Source organism: Flavobacterium ranwuense (assembly GCF_004349315.1).
Taxonomy (GTDB): Bacteria; Bacteroidota; Bacteroidia; order Flavobacteriales; family Flavobacteriaceae; genus Flavobacterium; species Flavobacterium ranwuense.
The window spans coordinates 561,038-576,938 of record NZ_SMLH01000001.1 but is presented as its reverse complement, the minus strand read 5'-3'; the positions used below and the strand labels follow the sequence as shown (position 1 = coordinate 576,938).

The 15,901-nt window shown below is 35.3% G+C and carries 13 protein-coding genes and 1 tRNA gene; 9 read left to right on the top strand and 5 right to left on the bottom strand.

The annotated features are described in order from the left end of the window. Positions 1–3 precede the first annotated feature (3 nt). The 4 genes from E0I61_RS02500 to E0I61_RS02485 all read right to left on the bottom strand — a co-directional run bounded on the left by E0I61_RS02500 (position 4) and on the right by E0I61_RS02485 (position 6,929). Positions 4–2,841 carry a carboxypeptidase-like regulatory domain-containing protein gene (locus E0I61_RS02500; protein ID WP_132069191.1) on the bottom strand — a complete coding sequence of 946 codons (2,838 nt, stop codon included), beginning with the start codon at positions 2,839–2,841 and terminating at the stop codon, positions 4–6. A gap of 540 nt (positions 2,842–3,381) precedes the next feature. Next, the gene (locus tag E0I61_RS02495; protein ID WP_132069189.1) at positions 3,382–4,593 is read right to left on the bottom strand and encodes an MFS transporter; all 1,212 of its coding nucleotides are present in this window, start codon (positions 4,591–4,593) and stop codon (positions 3,382–3,384) included. 186 nt (positions 4,594–4,779) lie between these two features. After that, entirely contained in the window at positions 4,780–5,826 is a 1,047-nt protein-coding gene (locus E0I61_RS02490) for a Gfo/Idh/MocA family oxidoreductase (RefSeq protein WP_132069187.1), read from the bottom strand. 32 nt (positions 5,827–5,858) lie between these two features. Next, positions 5,859–6,929, bottom strand: coding sequence for an NADH:flavin oxidoreductase/NADH oxidase (locus E0I61_RS02485; protein ID WP_132069185.1), 1,071 nt, complete (start codon positions 6,927–6,929; stop codon positions 5,859–5,861). Positions 6,930–7,129: 200 nt separating this feature from the next. Between E0I61_RS02485 and rseP the strand changes: the two genes are divergently transcribed. The 3 genes from rseP to E0I61_RS02470 all read left to right on the top strand — a co-directional run bounded on the left by rseP (position 7,130) and on the right by E0I61_RS02470 (position 10,115). Beyond that, on the top strand, positions 7,130–8,473 hold the full coding sequence (rseP, locus tag E0I61_RS02480) for an RIP metalloprotease RseP (protein WP_132069183.1): 1,344 nt from the start codon (positions 7,130–7,132) through the stop codon (positions 8,471–8,473). Positions 8,474–8,611: 138 nt separating this feature from the next. Continuing rightward, positions 8,612–8,685, top strand: a tRNA-Asn gene (locus E0I61_RS02475). A 224-nt stretch (positions 8,686–8,909) separates the two neighbouring features. After that, entirely contained in the window at positions 8,910–10,115 is a 1,206-nt protein-coding gene (locus E0I61_RS02470; RefSeq protein WP_132069181.1) for a site-specific integrase, read from the top strand. 37 nt (positions 10,116–10,152) lie between these two features. Here E0I61_RS02470 and E0I61_RS02465 read toward each other — a convergent pair whose 3' ends face one another. After that, positions 10,153–10,398 carry a helix-turn-helix domain-containing protein gene (locus E0I61_RS02465; protein WP_132069179.1) on the bottom strand — a complete coding sequence of 82 codons (246 nt, stop codon included), beginning with the start codon at positions 10,396–10,398 and terminating at the stop codon, positions 10,153–10,155. 309 nt (positions 10,399–10,707) lie between these two features. Between E0I61_RS02465 and E0I61_RS02460 the strand changes: the two genes are divergently transcribed. From E0I61_RS02460 to E0I61_RS02430, 6 genes are all read left to right on the top strand, one after another. Beyond that, entirely contained in the window at positions 10,708–11,028 is a 321-nt protein-coding gene (locus E0I61_RS02460) for a hypothetical protein (RefSeq protein ID WP_132069177.1), read from the top strand. Between the two features lie 19 nt (positions 11,029–11,047). After that, complete coding sequence (locus tag E0I61_RS02455) at positions 11,048–11,842, top strand: hypothetical protein (RefSeq protein ID WP_132069175.1); 795 nt, start codon at positions 11,048–11,050, stop codon at positions 11,840–11,842. 111 nt (positions 11,843–11,953) lie between these two features. Next, entirely contained in the window at positions 11,954–12,298 is a 345-nt protein-coding gene (locus E0I61_RS02450) for a hypothetical protein (protein ID WP_235832054.1), read from the top strand. Between the two features lie 139 nt (positions 12,299–12,437). Continuing rightward, on the top strand, positions 12,438–13,298 hold the full coding sequence (locus E0I61_RS02445; RefSeq protein ID WP_235832053.1) for an AAA family ATPase: 861 nt from the start codon (positions 12,438–12,440) through the stop codon (positions 13,296–13,298). Continuing rightward, positions 13,282–14,265 (top strand): DUF3871 family protein, encoded by a 984-nt coding sequence (locus E0I61_RS02440; RefSeq protein ID WP_132069169.1) that lies wholly within the window; start codon positions 13,282–13,284, stop codon positions 14,263–14,265. Before E0I61_RS02445 ends, E0I61_RS02440 begins: the two co-directional genes overlap by 17 nt. 510 nt (positions 14,266–14,775) lie before the next feature. After that, positions 14,776–15,621 (top strand): hypothetical protein, encoded by an 846-nt coding sequence (locus E0I61_RS02430; RefSeq protein WP_132069165.1) that lies wholly within the window; start codon positions 14,776–14,778, stop codon positions 15,619–15,621. Positions 15,622–15,901: the final 280 nt, after the last annotated feature.

Sequence of the window (15,901 nt, the reverse complement as noted above, 5' to 3'; positions counted from 1 at the left end):
AATTTAAAGATTGATATAAAGATTCACGAAATACGTTCTTCCGTATCCGTAGAAAAATTTTGGTCCAAAAGAAGGCGTACCACTGGAAACATCCTGATTAATCTGTCTGAAATTAGCATTTCTGGCTTGTTCATAACCCCCTGTTTTATAGGAAACATCAAGTACGTTATTGATGCTGGCAAAAACCCCAACATTTTTTCCATAAATCAGCCATGATTTTCCACCCACGAGATTCAATAACATCGTTGGGTCAAATTTTTCTTGTTTTAATAGTACTGCGGCTCTTTCCTCCGTCGCTTCTGGAAAATTGAAACCGCTTGCGGGATTTTTATAAAATATTTCGGTTCTGGAAATAGGAGAAATATCGATATAACTATTGGTGAGATAATTTACATTGGCGCTAATCCACCAATATTTAGGATCTCTGTATTCAATTCCCAATGAATACGCTCGTTGTGGCATTCCCGCTTGTTTGTAATTTTTTAGTGCGGCCGTTCCAAAATCAAAAACCGGACTGGTATTTTCCAAAGAAGCTTCGGCATCATTTGTCAAAGTCACTTTTGGATTGCTGTCATACGTATATTCCCCAAAAGCCGCCGAAAAAGTGGTTTTAAACGTGGGGTTTAATTGGTATTCCAAACTGAACTCTCCACCCATATTTTTCTTATTCAACTGCGTTAATGTCTGGCTCACGAAAGCGTCGGTGTTTAAATAACCTGCGCCGTCATCAAAAATTCCTTCGGCATAAAAAAAGGAAATTTGAGTCGCGTTTCTAATTACAGCATAATAGGCCGTCAGTCTGGCTTTCAGTTTTGGGGAACGATAGACATAACTGGCGTCCAAACTACTGATGTTTTCACTTTCGAGTCCGTCTACAATCGAATTATTCAAACGGGAATTAGCAAACGTGTTTCTCAAAGAAGGCGCTTTGGTCAAATGTGCAACATTGAAAGTCACCAATTGTTTTCCAGAGATTTTCAAATTGAATCCGGCTTTGAAGCCAAAGTTTTCAAACGCTACTTTCTCACTTTTCCCGAAGGAATTGGTTTCGTAAATTCCGTTTTTGTATAATCCTTCCCTTTGATAATTAGCACTTGAAAAATTCTGGGCCAGATAAAAATCTGCTTTATTGTAAGTGAATTTAAATTGTGTGAAAGCGGCTAAAGTATTGGCAAAATAATTATAGTTGTATCCGTACGTATCACCAACGACTACTTGTCGGTCTGGATTATTCAAATCAGACTGGGATTGATTTCCGTTGTAAAAAGCATCAATATCTTCAAAATAAGAACCGCCAAGTAAGTCCAATAATTTTTGAGAATTGTGCGATTTTAGTTTTTTGAAAGACGCTCCGGCATTCAGAAAAATATTTTCTGACAGTTGCGCACTCAAATTCGTTGTAGCCACCGCCGTTTGATCTTCTACTTGATCTTCATACAAAACATACTTACTTTTTGCCGGTTCATACCCTGAAATAGATCCACTACTATCAAAAACTGGATTTTGATTCGCTTGGTATAAAGCCGTCCAATCGATTTGGGAATACGCTAAGAACTGAGCTTTACTTTTCTCCGCATTTTCATAATCTGGGGTGAATTCACCCGAAAATTCTCCGTTATCCGGGGCATAAAGAGAGCTGTAATAACTGGGCATTTTTCTGTAATATGTTGGATCCGGACTATTCGCATTTTGATAATCAATATTACTGTTGGCAATTTTTCCAAATTGATACATCGCACTCGAATTCAGATTGATTTTATCATTGATTCTAAAATAATGATTCAGCATAATCGTAGGTTCTTCAATAGTTTTTATGCGTCCATTCCTCTTCTCACCGTCCTGAAAACCCCAATACGAATTGTATTTCACGTTAGTCAGTTGGGTTACTTCTGCTGTGTTTGGGGAATTTTTAGCTCTGGAATTGGGCGTGTACATTGCCGTTAGATTCAAGGAATGTTTCTCGTTTAGTTTTTTTTCGAGACTTATAAAAAAAGAATTCGCATTATAATTTGTTCCTTCAAAATAGCCTTCTTGTGCCCAGCGTTTCCCTGCCGAAACTACAAAAGCCCAACCGCGGGAATTCATTCCGGAAGCATGTGTTGCCATCGTGCGCCAACTGTAATTAGTATTGGTCCCTGAAAATGAAATTCGGGAGCCGGGTCTGTAAATAGAGGCTCGCGTGTTGATTTCCTGTGTTCCTAAAATTCCGCCAAACGTATAATCCGAAGGTGTGGTTCCGAGTGTGAATTCCTGATTGCGGAGCGCATCATTTAATCCACCCCATTCGCTCCATTGGGGTCTGCCATCATAGATTTTATTCATGGAAACGCCGTTGATCATCATTGTGGAATGCTCGCTGTCTAATCCGCGAACTCTAAAACGAGCTTGTCCCCAATTGAAAGCCGCTGCTTGCAAAAAAGCATCACGGGAGGATTGTAACAATCCAGAAGTACTTTCGGAACTGCTGTTGTCATCACTAAAATCACTTTCTATAAGTGTTATTAAACTACTTTGTTGTTCTACGGATTGGTCTTCTTCTAAAGTTATAGTTCCTAAGTCCAGCATTTTACCTTGGGTAATTTCTATAGGATACAATGCATCTTTGAAACCTTGACTGTGTACCAAAAATAAAACATTTCCTGTGGGAACGGTATCAAAACTGAAATTACCATCTGCTTTAGTGAGTTGCATTAAAGTCGTATTTTGAATACTGACGACTACAAAACTTAACGGATTTTGCGTTTTGGAGTCCATTACTTTTCCAAAAAATCCCGTTTTGTTTTGTGCCGTAATGCATCCTATTTGAACGAAAAAGAAAAAAATCATGTAGAATTTATTCATATATTCAAATTATGATGATGGTATATAATTACTGAAATTTTGGTCTAGAGGATTTTTATTTTTTTTATTCCTAGCGAGAAGTTCAATCGTTAAAATTCCTTTTAACGGTTGAACAAAAAGCATAGAAAGCGTCATCCGAAATGGAATAACAACTTGGAAATAATTAAAAATGAATTTTGGAAAGATGGTATAAATCCTAATAATTTAATACTGAAAAAAGTGGTATTTAAAATCCAGCATACAATCAAACTATTTCTTGAAAGAATTATAATGTTAAATATACGGAAAAAATAGTAACTTATTGATTTTCAATAAAAATAATTTAATTCAATTGGCTTTAATAACTTCGATTTGAAAAAATTATTAGAAAAAACAAACGTATTGAGTAGCCCCGATGGCAGCAAGTATCCTTTTTATAAACGCCTTGAACCCTTTCAGCGTTTTTGAACTCTAAAAGGGTTGCGTTTAAAAAAGATACTGCGAACAGCGGGTGATTGTCTTTTATGGAAAAGGAATTGTTGTGCTCCTAATAAAAAATATTTATTCGATTGCTTTGATTCGGGAAACCATGAATGCAATGAGAATCCCAAAAACACCGATGAATGCAAATGAAAATCGCAGACTCGACAACTCAGCTATATACCCAATAACTGGCGGACCCATTAGAAATCCCAGAAAACTGACACTAGAAACTGTGGTTAACGCTACGCTTGGAGAAACGTTTGGGTTTTTTCCGGCAACGCTGTACACTGTGGGTACTATGGTGGAAACTCCCAATCCGACAAACATGAATGCAATAGTTGCAGGAATGACAAAAGGGAAAAATACCGCTGTAAAAAGTCCTGCCGAAATCATGACACCGCTAATTTGCAAGACTGTTTTTCGGCCAAATTTATGGATGAGACCGTCTCCTAAAAATCGTCCGCCCGCCATCATAATCATAAATGAGGTGTATCCCAAAATGACTAATGGTCCAGGTGCCTTGATGACATCTTTGAAATAAACGCCGCTCCAGTCAAACATCACGCCTTCACTGGCCATGCAACAAAACCCGATTATTCCTAGCCAAATTAGAGCGCTGTCCGGTTTTGAAAAGAATTTTTCCTTTTCTGTTTTGATAGTTTCCTTCGCTTTTATTAAAAATTTATAGTTGAAAGCCATCATCAAAAGTACGATTCCGGCAACAATAAGAAAGTGAATATAGGGTGTTAATTCAAAGGCTAACATTCCCAATCCTACCAGAGCGCCTGTGAATCCTGCAAAACTCCACATTCCATGAAAAGAGGACATGATGGTTTTCTTGAACAGCACTTCGGTATAAACACCTTGAGTATTAACAGCGATATTCGATAAATTACCAAAGATTCCAAACACGAATAATCCCAATGACAATTGCCAAGTCTGAACAGCTAATCCCAAATTTGTCAGGCTAAAAATATAAAATAACAGGGAAAATATCAAGATTCGATGGCTTCCAAAACGGGTAACTAATTTTCCAGAGAAAGGCATTATCACTAATTGTCCTAATGGTAAAGCGAACAAAATAGTTCCTAAATCGCCTTCGCTTAAATGCAATGCTGTTTTTATATCAGGTATTCGGCTGGCCCAAGTGGCAAAACACAAACCCATTCCAAAATAGAACATCGAAACCGCCCAACGGATTCTGTTCAGATAAGAAACCTTAGCATTTTTATACGTTTTCTTGTATTTGGCTTTGGTTTTAAATCGGGATATAAAATTGAGATCGATCAAGACAATTGAGTTTTTAAATTTAATTTGACAAAATTACAAAAAGCAATCGTTCATTGCGTTAAAATAACGCATGTGTCTAAAAATACAACGTTATTGTTTATAAAAAACACAGATTACAACTTCTAAAAAGTGATAACCGCGAATTTGCGAATTCATTTTTATACTTTAAAATTCGCAAATTTGCGGTTAATTTTGCAAATCAATACCTTTTTTCTGGGCACTGCTCTGAATAGCGGCTTCAATAATTTGCATCACATGTACGCCATCTTGTGCCGTTACTGGCTCTGGTTTATCATTTAAAATAGCATTATAAACACCGTCAAAAAAATCATAATAATTTCCTTGAAGTGTTGGTATGTATTCTTTTACAATGTCACCGTTTATTTCCGTGTGCAAAAAACCTTTTTTGTCTGAAGATTCAGTTCCCCAGGTGTCCAGATTTGGTTTCATACCTAGTTTTAATTCGTCTTCCTGTACATCGCCACGCGCTTTCAAGAAAGAACCTTTCTTACCATGAACCACAAAAGACGGAATGGCTTCGCGTACAAAAAACCCCGCTTTTAATCGGACACGAAAGTTGGAATAATACAGTAAAACATCAAGGTAATCATCTACCAAGGAATGTTCCCTTGTGATGCGGATATCCGCAAAAACGGATTGGGGTAAACCAAACAAACACAACGCCTGATCAATTAAATGAGGACCTAAATCCTTCAGAATTCCAGCACCAGAATTGGCCGTTTCTTTGTGTTGCTTTGGACTTAAAATCGGATTGTAGCGATCAAAATGGAATTCGGCTTCCACAATTTCGCCAAGGACATTATCCGAAATAATTTTTTGCACCGTTTTGAAATCGCTGTCCCATCTCCTGTTTTGAAAAACGGCCAGTTTCAATCCTTTTTCTTTGGCCAAAGCCGCTAATTCCTGCGCTTGGGTAACGGTTGTGGTAAATGCTTTTTCGACCAAAGCATGTTTCCCGGCCAGTAAAACTTTTTTGGCATATTCGTAATGTGTTTCTACAGGCGTATTGACTACCACCAGATCAACATCATCTTCCAATATCTCTTCCATCGTGGCGTAACTTTTCACCGAAGGGAAATCCTGATGTATTAATTTTTTACTTCTTTCCCAAGAACCAAGGAGTTCAAATCCGGGATGGAAGTTTAAAAAGGGAGCATGAAATACTTTTCCGGACATTCCGTAGGAAAGCAAAGCAGTTTTAATTTTTTGCATTTAATTTTTATTTACGTCAAACACGAATTGAATTATTTAATTTTGGCTCTTTCGTATTGTTTTGGCCATTGGATATTCGCATGATGTTCCTCGGCAAATTTCAACCCTAAATTCGGATTTCTAAGCGATTCTCTGGCAAATAATACTATATCTGCTTTTCCTGAAGCAATAATTTCCTCGGCTTGAATGGCTTCGGTGATTAAACCAACTGCGCCTGTCATCATTCCAGTTTCCTTTTTTATGCTTTCCGCAAAAGGAACTTGGTAATTTGGACCTAAAGGAATTTGTTGGTGTGAGACTAATCCTCCCGAAGAAACATCAATTAAATCCACTCCTTTTTCTTTTAGTATTTTCGAAAGCTGTACTGATTCTTCGATGCTCCAACCGCCTTCCGCCCAGTCTGTAGCCGAAATTCTAACGAATAGAGGCAGGTTGTTCGGCCATTCTGATTGAACTGCTTCCACTATTTCGAGTGTCAAACGGACGCGGTTTTCAAAACTTCCGCCATATTCATCCGTTCTGAAATTTGACAAAGGCGATAGAAATTGATGCAACAAATACCCGTGAGCGGCATGGATTTCCAACACTTGAAAGCCCGCTTGAACGGCTCTTTTTGTGGCTGATTTAAAGTCAGCAATTACTTTTTGGATTCCTGATTTGTCCAGTGCTACGGGCGCTTTTTCGTTGTCATGATATGCCACGGCACTTGACGCCACGGTATTCCAACCGCCTTGTGTTTCGTCTAATTTTCTTCCGCCTTCCCAGGGAGCTGCGGCACTTGCTTTTCTTCCGGCATGCGCCAATTGGATTCCGGGAACTGAATTCTGGCTGATAATAAAACGATTAATCTGTTGCATTTTTTCGATATGTTCGTCTTTCCAAAGTCCTAAATCCTCTGGAGAAATTCTGCCTTCGGGAGAAACCGCTGTCGCTTCCTGAATGATTAATCCCGCTCCTCCGGTGGCACGACTTCCCAGATGTACGAGATGCCAATCATTGGCAAAGCCATCTTGAGCAGAATATTGGCACATGGGAGAAATAGCGATTCTATTTTTGAGCGTGATGCTTTTTATTTGGAGTGGTAAAAATAATTGAGATGGCATAGTATTGATTTAAGTATATTATTTAAATGAAGATAAATAGAATTTTATTTTAAAAAAAGTAAAGTTAAGGGACACCAGCGAAACGAGAGATTGAATTTCCATTAATTAACAAATATTTAAAATCTTATGGAACAATTATTGTAAATTAAACAAATAGAAAACCTTACTTTTGTGAGTTGTAAAAGAACTAAAATTAAAAAATGGACATAGTTATCAAGCTTTCTCAATTTTTATTGAGCTTATCATTACTTATTATACTTCACGAATTAGGACATTTCATCCCTGCTAAACTGTTTAAAACCAGAGTCGAAAAATTCTACTTATTTTTTGACGTTAAATATTCCCTTCTAAAAAAGAAAATTGGCGAAACTGAATACGGTATCGGTTGGTTGCCTTTGGGTGGTTATGTGAAAATTTCCGGAATGATTGACGAAAGTATGGATAAGGAACAAATGGCTTTGCCACCGCAACCTTGGGAATTTAGATCTAAACCGGCTTGGCAACGCTTGATTATTATGTTGGGTGGCGTTACTGTAAATTTCATTTTGGCATTTATCATTTATATCGGAATGGCATTTGCTTATGGCGATACCTATATCGCTAATGAAGATTTGAAAGACGGTCTTTTGATCGAGAGTCCAGTTATGAATACTGTCGGATTCAAAACTGGCGATCACATTGTATCTGTAGATGGTGAAAAAATCGTCAAATTTGATAATGATCTTACTATGAAAGTTATCATGGCAAAAGAGGTGTTGATAGAAAGAGATGGAGCTCAGCGAGCTATCAAAATGCCTAATAATTTTGTGGACCAATTATCAAAACAGGGAAAAAGCACATTGCTGGATATCAGAAGACCTTTTGTTATAGGATCTGTTACTGATGGATCGAAAAACACTTCATTACAGCCAAAGGATATCGTCCTTGCGCTTAACGGACAACCAACAAAATATTTTGACCAGGTAAAAACGGTTTTGGAAAACAACAAAAACAAAACCATTTCTGCAACTGTTCTTCGTGATCAAAAAGAAGAGCAACTTCAGGTTTTTGTAAACAAAGATGCAGCATTAGGTGTGCAATTAGGCGGATTAAGTATAGCTTCACTTGAAAAATTGGGCTACTACAAAGTAAGCAAGCAGGAATTTGGTTTCTTAGAATCTATTCCGGTAGGGATTACAAAAGGGAAAGATCAATTAATAGGATACGGAAAACAATTAAAAATGATTTTCAGTCCAAGTACGGGTGCTTACAAACAAGTAGGCGGTTTTGCTGCTATTTACAATATTTTCCCTAATACATGGAGCTGGGAAGTTTTCTGGAACATCACGGCTTTGTTATCGATAATGCTTGGTGTAATGAACTTATTGCCTATCCCAGCACTTGATGGTGGCCATGTAATGTTTTTATTATATGAAATCATCAGCGGTAAAAAACCAAGTGATAAATTCTTAGAGAATGCGCAAATGGTTGGTTTCGTATTACTTATAACACTGTTATTATTCGCTAACGGAAACGACATTTACAAGGCAATTGTAGGGAAGTAAAAAAAATTGAAAAAAGTTTTATTTTTGCTTGCAGAAATCAAATTAAGCCCTATCTTTGCACCGCTTTACAAGTGAAACACATCTCACTAATAAACACCAAAAAACGTTCATTCATTACCAGAATAAAAATATACAGTTTCCTTCTTAGCTCAGTTGGTTAGAGCATCTGACTGTTAATCAGAGGGTCCTTGGTTCGAGCCCAAGAGAGGGAGCTTTTTAAAAAGACTTTACAGTGATGTAAGGTCTTTTTTGTTTTAAAGCTGTAATGAAAGCTAGACTTCACGGCGATTCAGTAGAGAATAGAGATTTTTTGACTTCTGCCAACTTGCCAACTTATTTTGCAAAAAAAGGCAACATATTAGGCATCATCTCTTTTTCTAAAAGGCATCACTTTTTTTATCGTAACCAATTGCATGTCTGACTAAAACAAAAAGTTATGACAACAGACAATTTCAAAATTCTATTTATTGAAGGAAAGAATAGAAAAAACAAGAAGAATCAATCTCCATTATTTTGCCGACTAACCCTAAATGGGAGCAGAAAACAGCTTAGCACAGGTATTAATATTGAGTCCGAGCATTGGGATACCAAGAACCAAGTAATTCTAAAATCCCATAAATCTGCAATTCTATACAACTCTCAGCTTGATAAAATAAGATCTAAGATCAATAGCATCTACATGATTTTAAGATTACAAGAAAATCCTTTTTCTATTGAAGACATTCACGACAAATACTTTGGCAAAGAACTAAAGAAAAGTGAATTTGTCCTTTCCTACTACAAACAGTATCTAGCCAAAATCAAAAAACTCGTAGGATTAGAAATCAAAGACAACACCTATAACAAGTTCGTTTACGTTGGAAATCATCTGGAAGCATTCCTGAAATGGAAATTTAAAAAAACAGATTTTCCTTTAAAAGAACTAAGTCTACAGTTTCTAAGTGATTTTGATTACTATTTAAAGACAGAGAAGAAACAAGAACAAATTACGATCAACAAAACCATTCAAAGGCTTAGAACTCCAATAAAACAAGCCATTTCAGAAGGCTATTTGGATAGAGATCCGTTTATACTTCACAAGTCTAAAACAGTCCGTAAAACAGTTATATTCCTTACTACTGAAGAACTCAAAACCCTTGAAGAAGCAGTATTACAACAAAAGAGATTAAGCACCATTCAAGACCTATTCATTTTCTGTTGTTACACAGGACTAGCCTATAATGAAATGGCACATCTTGAGAAGCAGAACATCCAAATAGGTTTTGACAACATTAACTGGATTCAGATGAAACGTGAAAAAACACAACGTCAAATCTCCATTCCAATACTTCCTAAAGCTCAAGAAATCATTGAGAATTACTCAACCGATAGTAACCGCATATTCCCTCCAATAAGTAATCAAAAATTCAATTCTTATCTCAAGGAAATTTCAGCTATAACTGGTATTGAAAAAAATCTTACTCACCACATTGCTAGAAAAACATTTGCCTCTACTGTCTTACTGTACAATGATGTTCCAATGGAAATTGTGTCAGAACTACTGGGGCATTCTAACATGGTTATTACACAGGAAAGTTACGGGAAGGTAGTGCAGAAGAAAGTTAGTGAAGCGATGGCTAATCTAAAGGACAAATTAAAATAGTACAGAATGAGTCTAACGCATTTAACACGTTTTAGGCTCATTTTTCATTTAAAATATTTATTCCTTCAAAAATTTTATTTACATCTATACCCAAAGCAAAACAGAATCTCAATAGTAAATCAACAGTCATTCTTTGTTCATTTCTAAAGACTCTTCTTACGGTAGTTTCTGAACATAGTGCAGCTCTGGCAAACTCAGATTTATTGCCATTGAATTTTACAAGGAACTCTTTGTATATCCTTTTGACTAATTCAAGTTCTATCTGTTCTAGATGCTTCTGCATTGAGCAAAGAAAACAAACGGTTAAATCAAAAATCCCTTCACATATCGACTTATAAGTCGAAAATTAAATTAGATTTGTGGATTGATATAAAATCCATGAGTGATGTAATACACCAATCTAAAAGAATTGCGGTTTATTTTAAAGAATGAGGAAACCCGTAATGGAATGATTTGAAAACCAATTACTTTGCTAACAAATCACTAAAAGTGGGTATTGTGACAGCTATATTTATATTTAGTACCGGAAAACAATTACATCTTCAGAATGAATTAAGGTTTTAATTAAAAACCAGAAAATAAGACGATATCAATGGAAAAAATTAAGGCTCAATTGATTTTATCATGCATCAATAACGATCCAGAATCATTTTTACCTTTTCTAATGTCAGCGGAGGTAGAGACAGAAGCGCCTAATAAAAAGGATTTCTATCAATTTTTTAAAGGAATGCTTAATCATGCTCATGAAAGTTCAGAAGGAGAATTTACATTGAAAATAGAACCGCAGACATGGGGCACAGATAAAGAAGTCCATCATTACAACTTTTATGACACTGCCCACAAACACCCTCTGCTTTCAATCGAAGTCAAAGAAAACAACAAGCTAATCTATTTAGGCGTAATGCCCTTTTAAAATTTTAAACCACATCAAAATGAAAAACATAATCTTATTTTTCCTGATAATAACTCTAACATGCTGCAAACAAAATGAAAATGAAAAAAAAACCCTAGCCTCCTTTGTAGATTATTATGATGAAATTACTGAAATAACTTTAAAGAGCAAATCTACCCCAAAGAAGAATCAAATACTTTTTATGAATTATCATTTAAATATGACAGAAGCTGAATTTGATAGCGTTACAAAAAAAAACATTAAACAGGGGATAATGAAAATCTACAAAGACACCCTTTACCTAAATCTAGAAAAAGGCTGTAAGTTTAAAATTACTCATGTTGTAGAAAACAATCAATTAAAAATAATGCACCTTCAATATGTATTGGAATTCAATAAAAATTCCAATTTGTACAATCCTAAATACTATTATGAAGTCTATTACAAAATTCTACAAGGAAGATATGGAAGCCCAATTTGTGAATATGAAGATAAAGAAGAACAGTTTAATAGTGTAAAGGATCATGGAGCAACTTGGATAAAAGACGGAATAGTAATTGAATTGACTGAATCTAATAATCTTTACAAGTTAGTTCATTCAAGTGAAGTTAGTGTCCCTTGTAATGTACTTTGTGACCATTCTAATGAGTTCATTCAAACAACGATTCATTACCAAGAACTTTCAGATCAACAAAAAAGAATCAAAGACGGTAAACTCGCAGATAAAAGAGAGAACGTGAGACAAAAAAAAGAGGCAACGAGACGAAATATTGAACGCATAGAACTTGAAAAGGAAAAGTTAAAAAAAGATAGTATTTATAATAGCAATTTTTAAAAATTTAATTTTTTTTTAAAGTCACACACTTACTAAACCACACTTTACCCCCTACTCATTTTATAATTTGGGATATGCCCGTCAATGTTTAATCTTAAAATTATAAAAACTATGGTTACAATTGTAGATTACAAAAAATATCAAAGAGAGAATGGGGAAAGCTTCTATGCTCTTGAAGTACAAGGAGGAATCGAATCTGTCAAAAGTAAAGAAACCGGAAAGACGTACTTTACAGCGCGAACAACTAAAGTACCGTGTACGTTTACTGAGCCAACCTGTAAGGCACTACTAGGAACTCAAATGCCCGGAACTATAAAAAAGGTAACAGTAGACCCTTATGAATTTACCATTCGGGAAACGGGCGAAATCATCAAAATGTCGCACCGTTACGAATACCTTTCAGAAGAAGAAAGTATCGTAGAAAGCAACGTGCTGAAAAATGAAATGGTGTACTAAAACACCTAACTATAAGTAATTAAGGGACTCCAAAAGGGGTTCCTTTTTTTTTATAACAATAATTTATTATGTCGAATAACGACCAATAACAACATCAAATAACATCAGTATGAAATTACAAAAAGCACAAAGAAACCAAGTGAAATTAAGACTGGGTTTAAGCGGAGCAAGTGGCTTTGGTAAATCTTATTCAGCCTTACTATTAGCTTACGGAATCACTAACGATTGGACTAAAATAGCCATAATTGACACTGAAAATAACAGTGCCAGTCTCTACTCCCACTTAGGCGATTTTAACGTATTGTCGTTGAATGAGCCATACGCTCCAGAGCGTTATATTCAAGCCATTGAGGTTTGTGAAAAAGAAGAAATTGAAGTAGTTATAATTGACAGCATTACACACGAATGGTCTGGAAAAGGAGGTTGCTTGGAACTACATGAACAACTTGGAGGAAGATTCCAAGATTGGGCTAAAATAACTCCGCGTCATCAAGCCTTTATCGATAAAATTCTTAATTCAAACTGCCATGTGATTACTACTGTACGACGAAAAACGGATTACAGCCTTGATAAAGACGGCAACGGTAAGACTAAAGTAATGAAGCTAGGTACGAAGGAAATCACAAGAGACGGCTTCGAATATGAGCTGACAGTCAATTTTGAGCTTATAAATGATAATCATCTTGTTACCGCTTCTAAAGATAGAACTGGGTTATTTTCTGGAAAACCTGAATTCGTAATTAATTCATCCACCGGAAAGAAGCTTATTGAATGGTGTAATCTGGGGATTTCAGTTGAAATAGCGATGTCTGAAATCAATGTTTGTGAGAATCTTGAGGGATTGAAGCATGTGTATTCAAAATATCCTTCGCTTCAAAAGCAGATTCACAATGCCATTATGAATAGAAAAAACCAGATAGAAAACATCGCTAGTCACCTAGTCGACGAAAAAGAAATTGTAAAACCATTAATTGAAAAGAACCATGGAATTAGTACTTAATAGTAGCATCAACGAGCATCTAGTAGATAAGAACGAGATAATAAACAAACCATCAAGTAGTTTTATTGAAGCCAATACTGAAATAGTGAGCTTAGAGCATCTGGAAAAAGATTGTATAATCCCTGTATTCTCAAAGGATAACGAGTCAACAATTAGCCATTTTCAGTTTGTAGATAAATGCCAACAAATAATTCAAAAATTACTGCCTGGGGTACTTCAGAAAACACCTAATATTAGAGTAAGCCACGTAGTAAAAGGAAGAATTCCATCAGCAATTGGAAAACCTGCCAAAGACCTTGAAGAACACGAAAAAACCATTTATTACGAACGATGTGCCTTCATTATAGACTTACCCTCGACAAAGCAAATTGTTAATGGAAATGAGCTTACATTGAGCATTGGCGGAGTCCGAGCGTATAATCAGGAGAACCTATATAGCAAGAAATCGATGGAAAAATTCAAAGTCTTTATTGGTTTCAAAAATAAGGTGTGTACCAACCTGTGCATTAGTACTGATGGCTTTTCCAATGAAATAAGGATCTCTTCTATACATGAGTTAGAAGATAAAATGATTGAACTTTTCTCTAATTACAAGAGAGACAATCATCTAAAAATGATGGAGCGAATGATTGAATACAAGTTGTCTGAAACGCAATTTGCGCATCTAATTGGAAAATTCAGAATGTTTACGCACTTAGACAAGCACACACAGAAGTCAATCTTCCCAATTTCATTGAATGACAGTCAGATAAACAATATTGTGAAAGACTATTACCAGTGTCCAAACTTCTCAAGAAGTCCAGATGGTTCGATAAGTTTCTGGAATCTGTACAACTTATTTACAGAAGCCAACAAATCCTCTTACATCGATAATAACCTAGAACGTAATGTCAACGCATACGAACTAATCAATGACCTAGGTAAATCGATCCAAAACAACATTCCCAATTGGTTCCTACATTATTAATCATAGCTCTTTTGTTAGGTAAAGAACACTTTACGGGAAGTAGAGAAAGAAGAAATTATGGAAGACCATGAATTAGCAGATGTGCTACAATACAGCTCGCCTACTGAACTTTATGTAATTACTTATTACAATGTGCTCAAATTACTTTTTTGCCCTTTCAGAGTCAAGGTCTTATCCAACGTTGGACTGCTAAGGAAAGGGCAATTAGTTTGGGTTAGCGAGGTTAAAGTAACAACAGAATTAAAAACAATTTTCATAATAAACGGGAATGCTTACCATTACCACTCTTTTGAAATCCTTATTGAGGAATCTATAGAGTAACTATTATAAAACAAGGAGTTATGCTGAATTTTGAATACCCAATCTTTTGAGACGGTTTCTCCTTTATCAAAGAACCACTTAAAAAAGGTTTTTGTACAAATTGAAAACGGAGAGATTCTTCTCTCCATTTTTTATCTCATTAAAAAACGATTAATATTGTAGGACTAAAACTTTAATGCTACAAGCACCATGCAACTTGATAAATTAATCGACGATCTTAAGGAATTTAAAAAGCCGGATTATTTAGTAAAAGAATTCTATGAGGAGTATTGCAATTTAAATAACAGGGAGTGCGATGGTGGTTTTGAAAAATTAGTTGATTTTTCATTTACTACAGCACTAAAAACTTCCTCAGACACTATAACTCATACTGAGACCATAACTTTTAATGGCTTTAAGCTACAAAAGTTTAAGTCAAAAACGAAACTAGTTATTAATGAGTTTGAAAAGCTAACGGAATTAGAAAGAAACAACATTTGTCAACACTTTATCTTAAGACTTAAAGAAGTACTCAAAGACTTCTTTAAAGACCCTGAATTCAAGCAATACATCGTAGAATTAAACACTGCCATTGAAAAATTAAACGATGATTATTTAAATTTCAAAAACAAAAACACAAAAAACAATTCGTTCAAGTACAAAGACGGTACAAAGTATAATAGAATACGTACTGTTTTTAATGTGTTGAAAAAAGAAAAACTAATTGACGAGCAAACAGAATTACTAGATTTTGAGTATGTTTTTCAAAACAAACCTATTGAAAAGTTAATTCAATGGATTGGCACCACAAGTGAGCTCAAGTACTTTATACAGATAATTAACACTTCTGAATTTGAATTTGAAGATAACGGAGATCAAAAATGGCGTATCGCTGTCAAGTGTTTCTTAAAAATCAAGGAGAGGTCAATTGAAAAAATTAATTCTAAAGATTTAAGGACTTATAAAGTAACTGAAGCAACTAAGGTTAAAATGAATTCTTTAATTGTGAACAAATACTTCACAAAGCATCTTCAAACTGAGAAATCCAGACAATAAAATATTGCTTATACTGCGCAAACAAAATATTTAAATTATTCTCTTTCTTTTCCTTTCCCATATACCTCATATTAGCGCCAATTTTATACTGCACCTATACTACACCCCCATTTTAACCTCTTATTTATTTGAATCTTTGTAAACGCTACTGAAAGAAAAGTAGGATTTACAAACTAAAATGATAAAAAAGATGAGATAGCTAAATTAATAAAAACGACATGTAAGTACGATAGTTTTATATGTCCACTCAGAGTAGTCAGACTAGTCGGACTAGTCAGAC

Bases quoted from the DNA above. Each gene is read 5' to 3' on its own strand.
- E0I61_RS02500 (WP_132069191.1), bottom strand. From the start codon at position 2,841: ATGAATAAATTCTACATGATTTTTTTCTTTTTCGTTCAAATAGGATGC.
- E0I61_RS02490 (WP_132069187.1), bottom strand. From the start codon at position 5,826: ATGCAAAAAATTAAAACTGCTTTGCTTTCCTACGGAATGTCCGGAAAA.
- E0I61_RS02485 (WP_132069185.1), bottom strand. From the start codon at position 6,929: ATGCCATCTCAATTATTTTTACCACTCCAAATAAAAAGCATCACGCTC.
- rseP (WP_132069183.1), top strand. From the start codon at position 7,130: ATGGACATAGTTATCAAGCTTTCTCAATTTTTATTGAGCTTATCATTA.
- E0I61_RS02470 (WP_132069181.1), top strand. From the start codon at position 8,910: ATGACAACAGACAATTTCAAAATTCTATTTATTGAAGGAAAGAATAGA.
- E0I61_RS02465 (WP_132069179.1), bottom strand. From the start codon at position 10,398: ATGCAGAAGCATCTAGAACAGATAGAACTTGAATTAGTCAAAAGGATA.
- E0I61_RS02460 (WP_132069177.1), top strand. From the start codon at position 10,708: ATGGAAAAAATTAAGGCTCAATTGATTTTATCATGCATCAATAACGAT.
- E0I61_RS02455 (WP_132069175.1), top strand. From the start codon at position 11,048: ATGAAAAACATAATCTTATTTTTCCTGATAATAACTCTAACATGCTGC.
- E0I61_RS02450 (WP_235832054.1), top strand. From the start codon at position 11,954: ATGGTTACAATTGTAGATTACAAAAAATATCAAAGAGAGAATGGGGAA.
- E0I61_RS02440 (WP_132069169.1), top strand. From the start codon at position 13,282: ATGGAATTAGTACTTAATAGTAGCATCAACGAGCATCTAGTAGATAAG.
- E0I61_RS02430 (WP_132069165.1), top strand. From the start codon at position 14,776: ATGCAACTTGATAAATTAATCGACGATCTTAAGGAATTTAAAAAGCCG.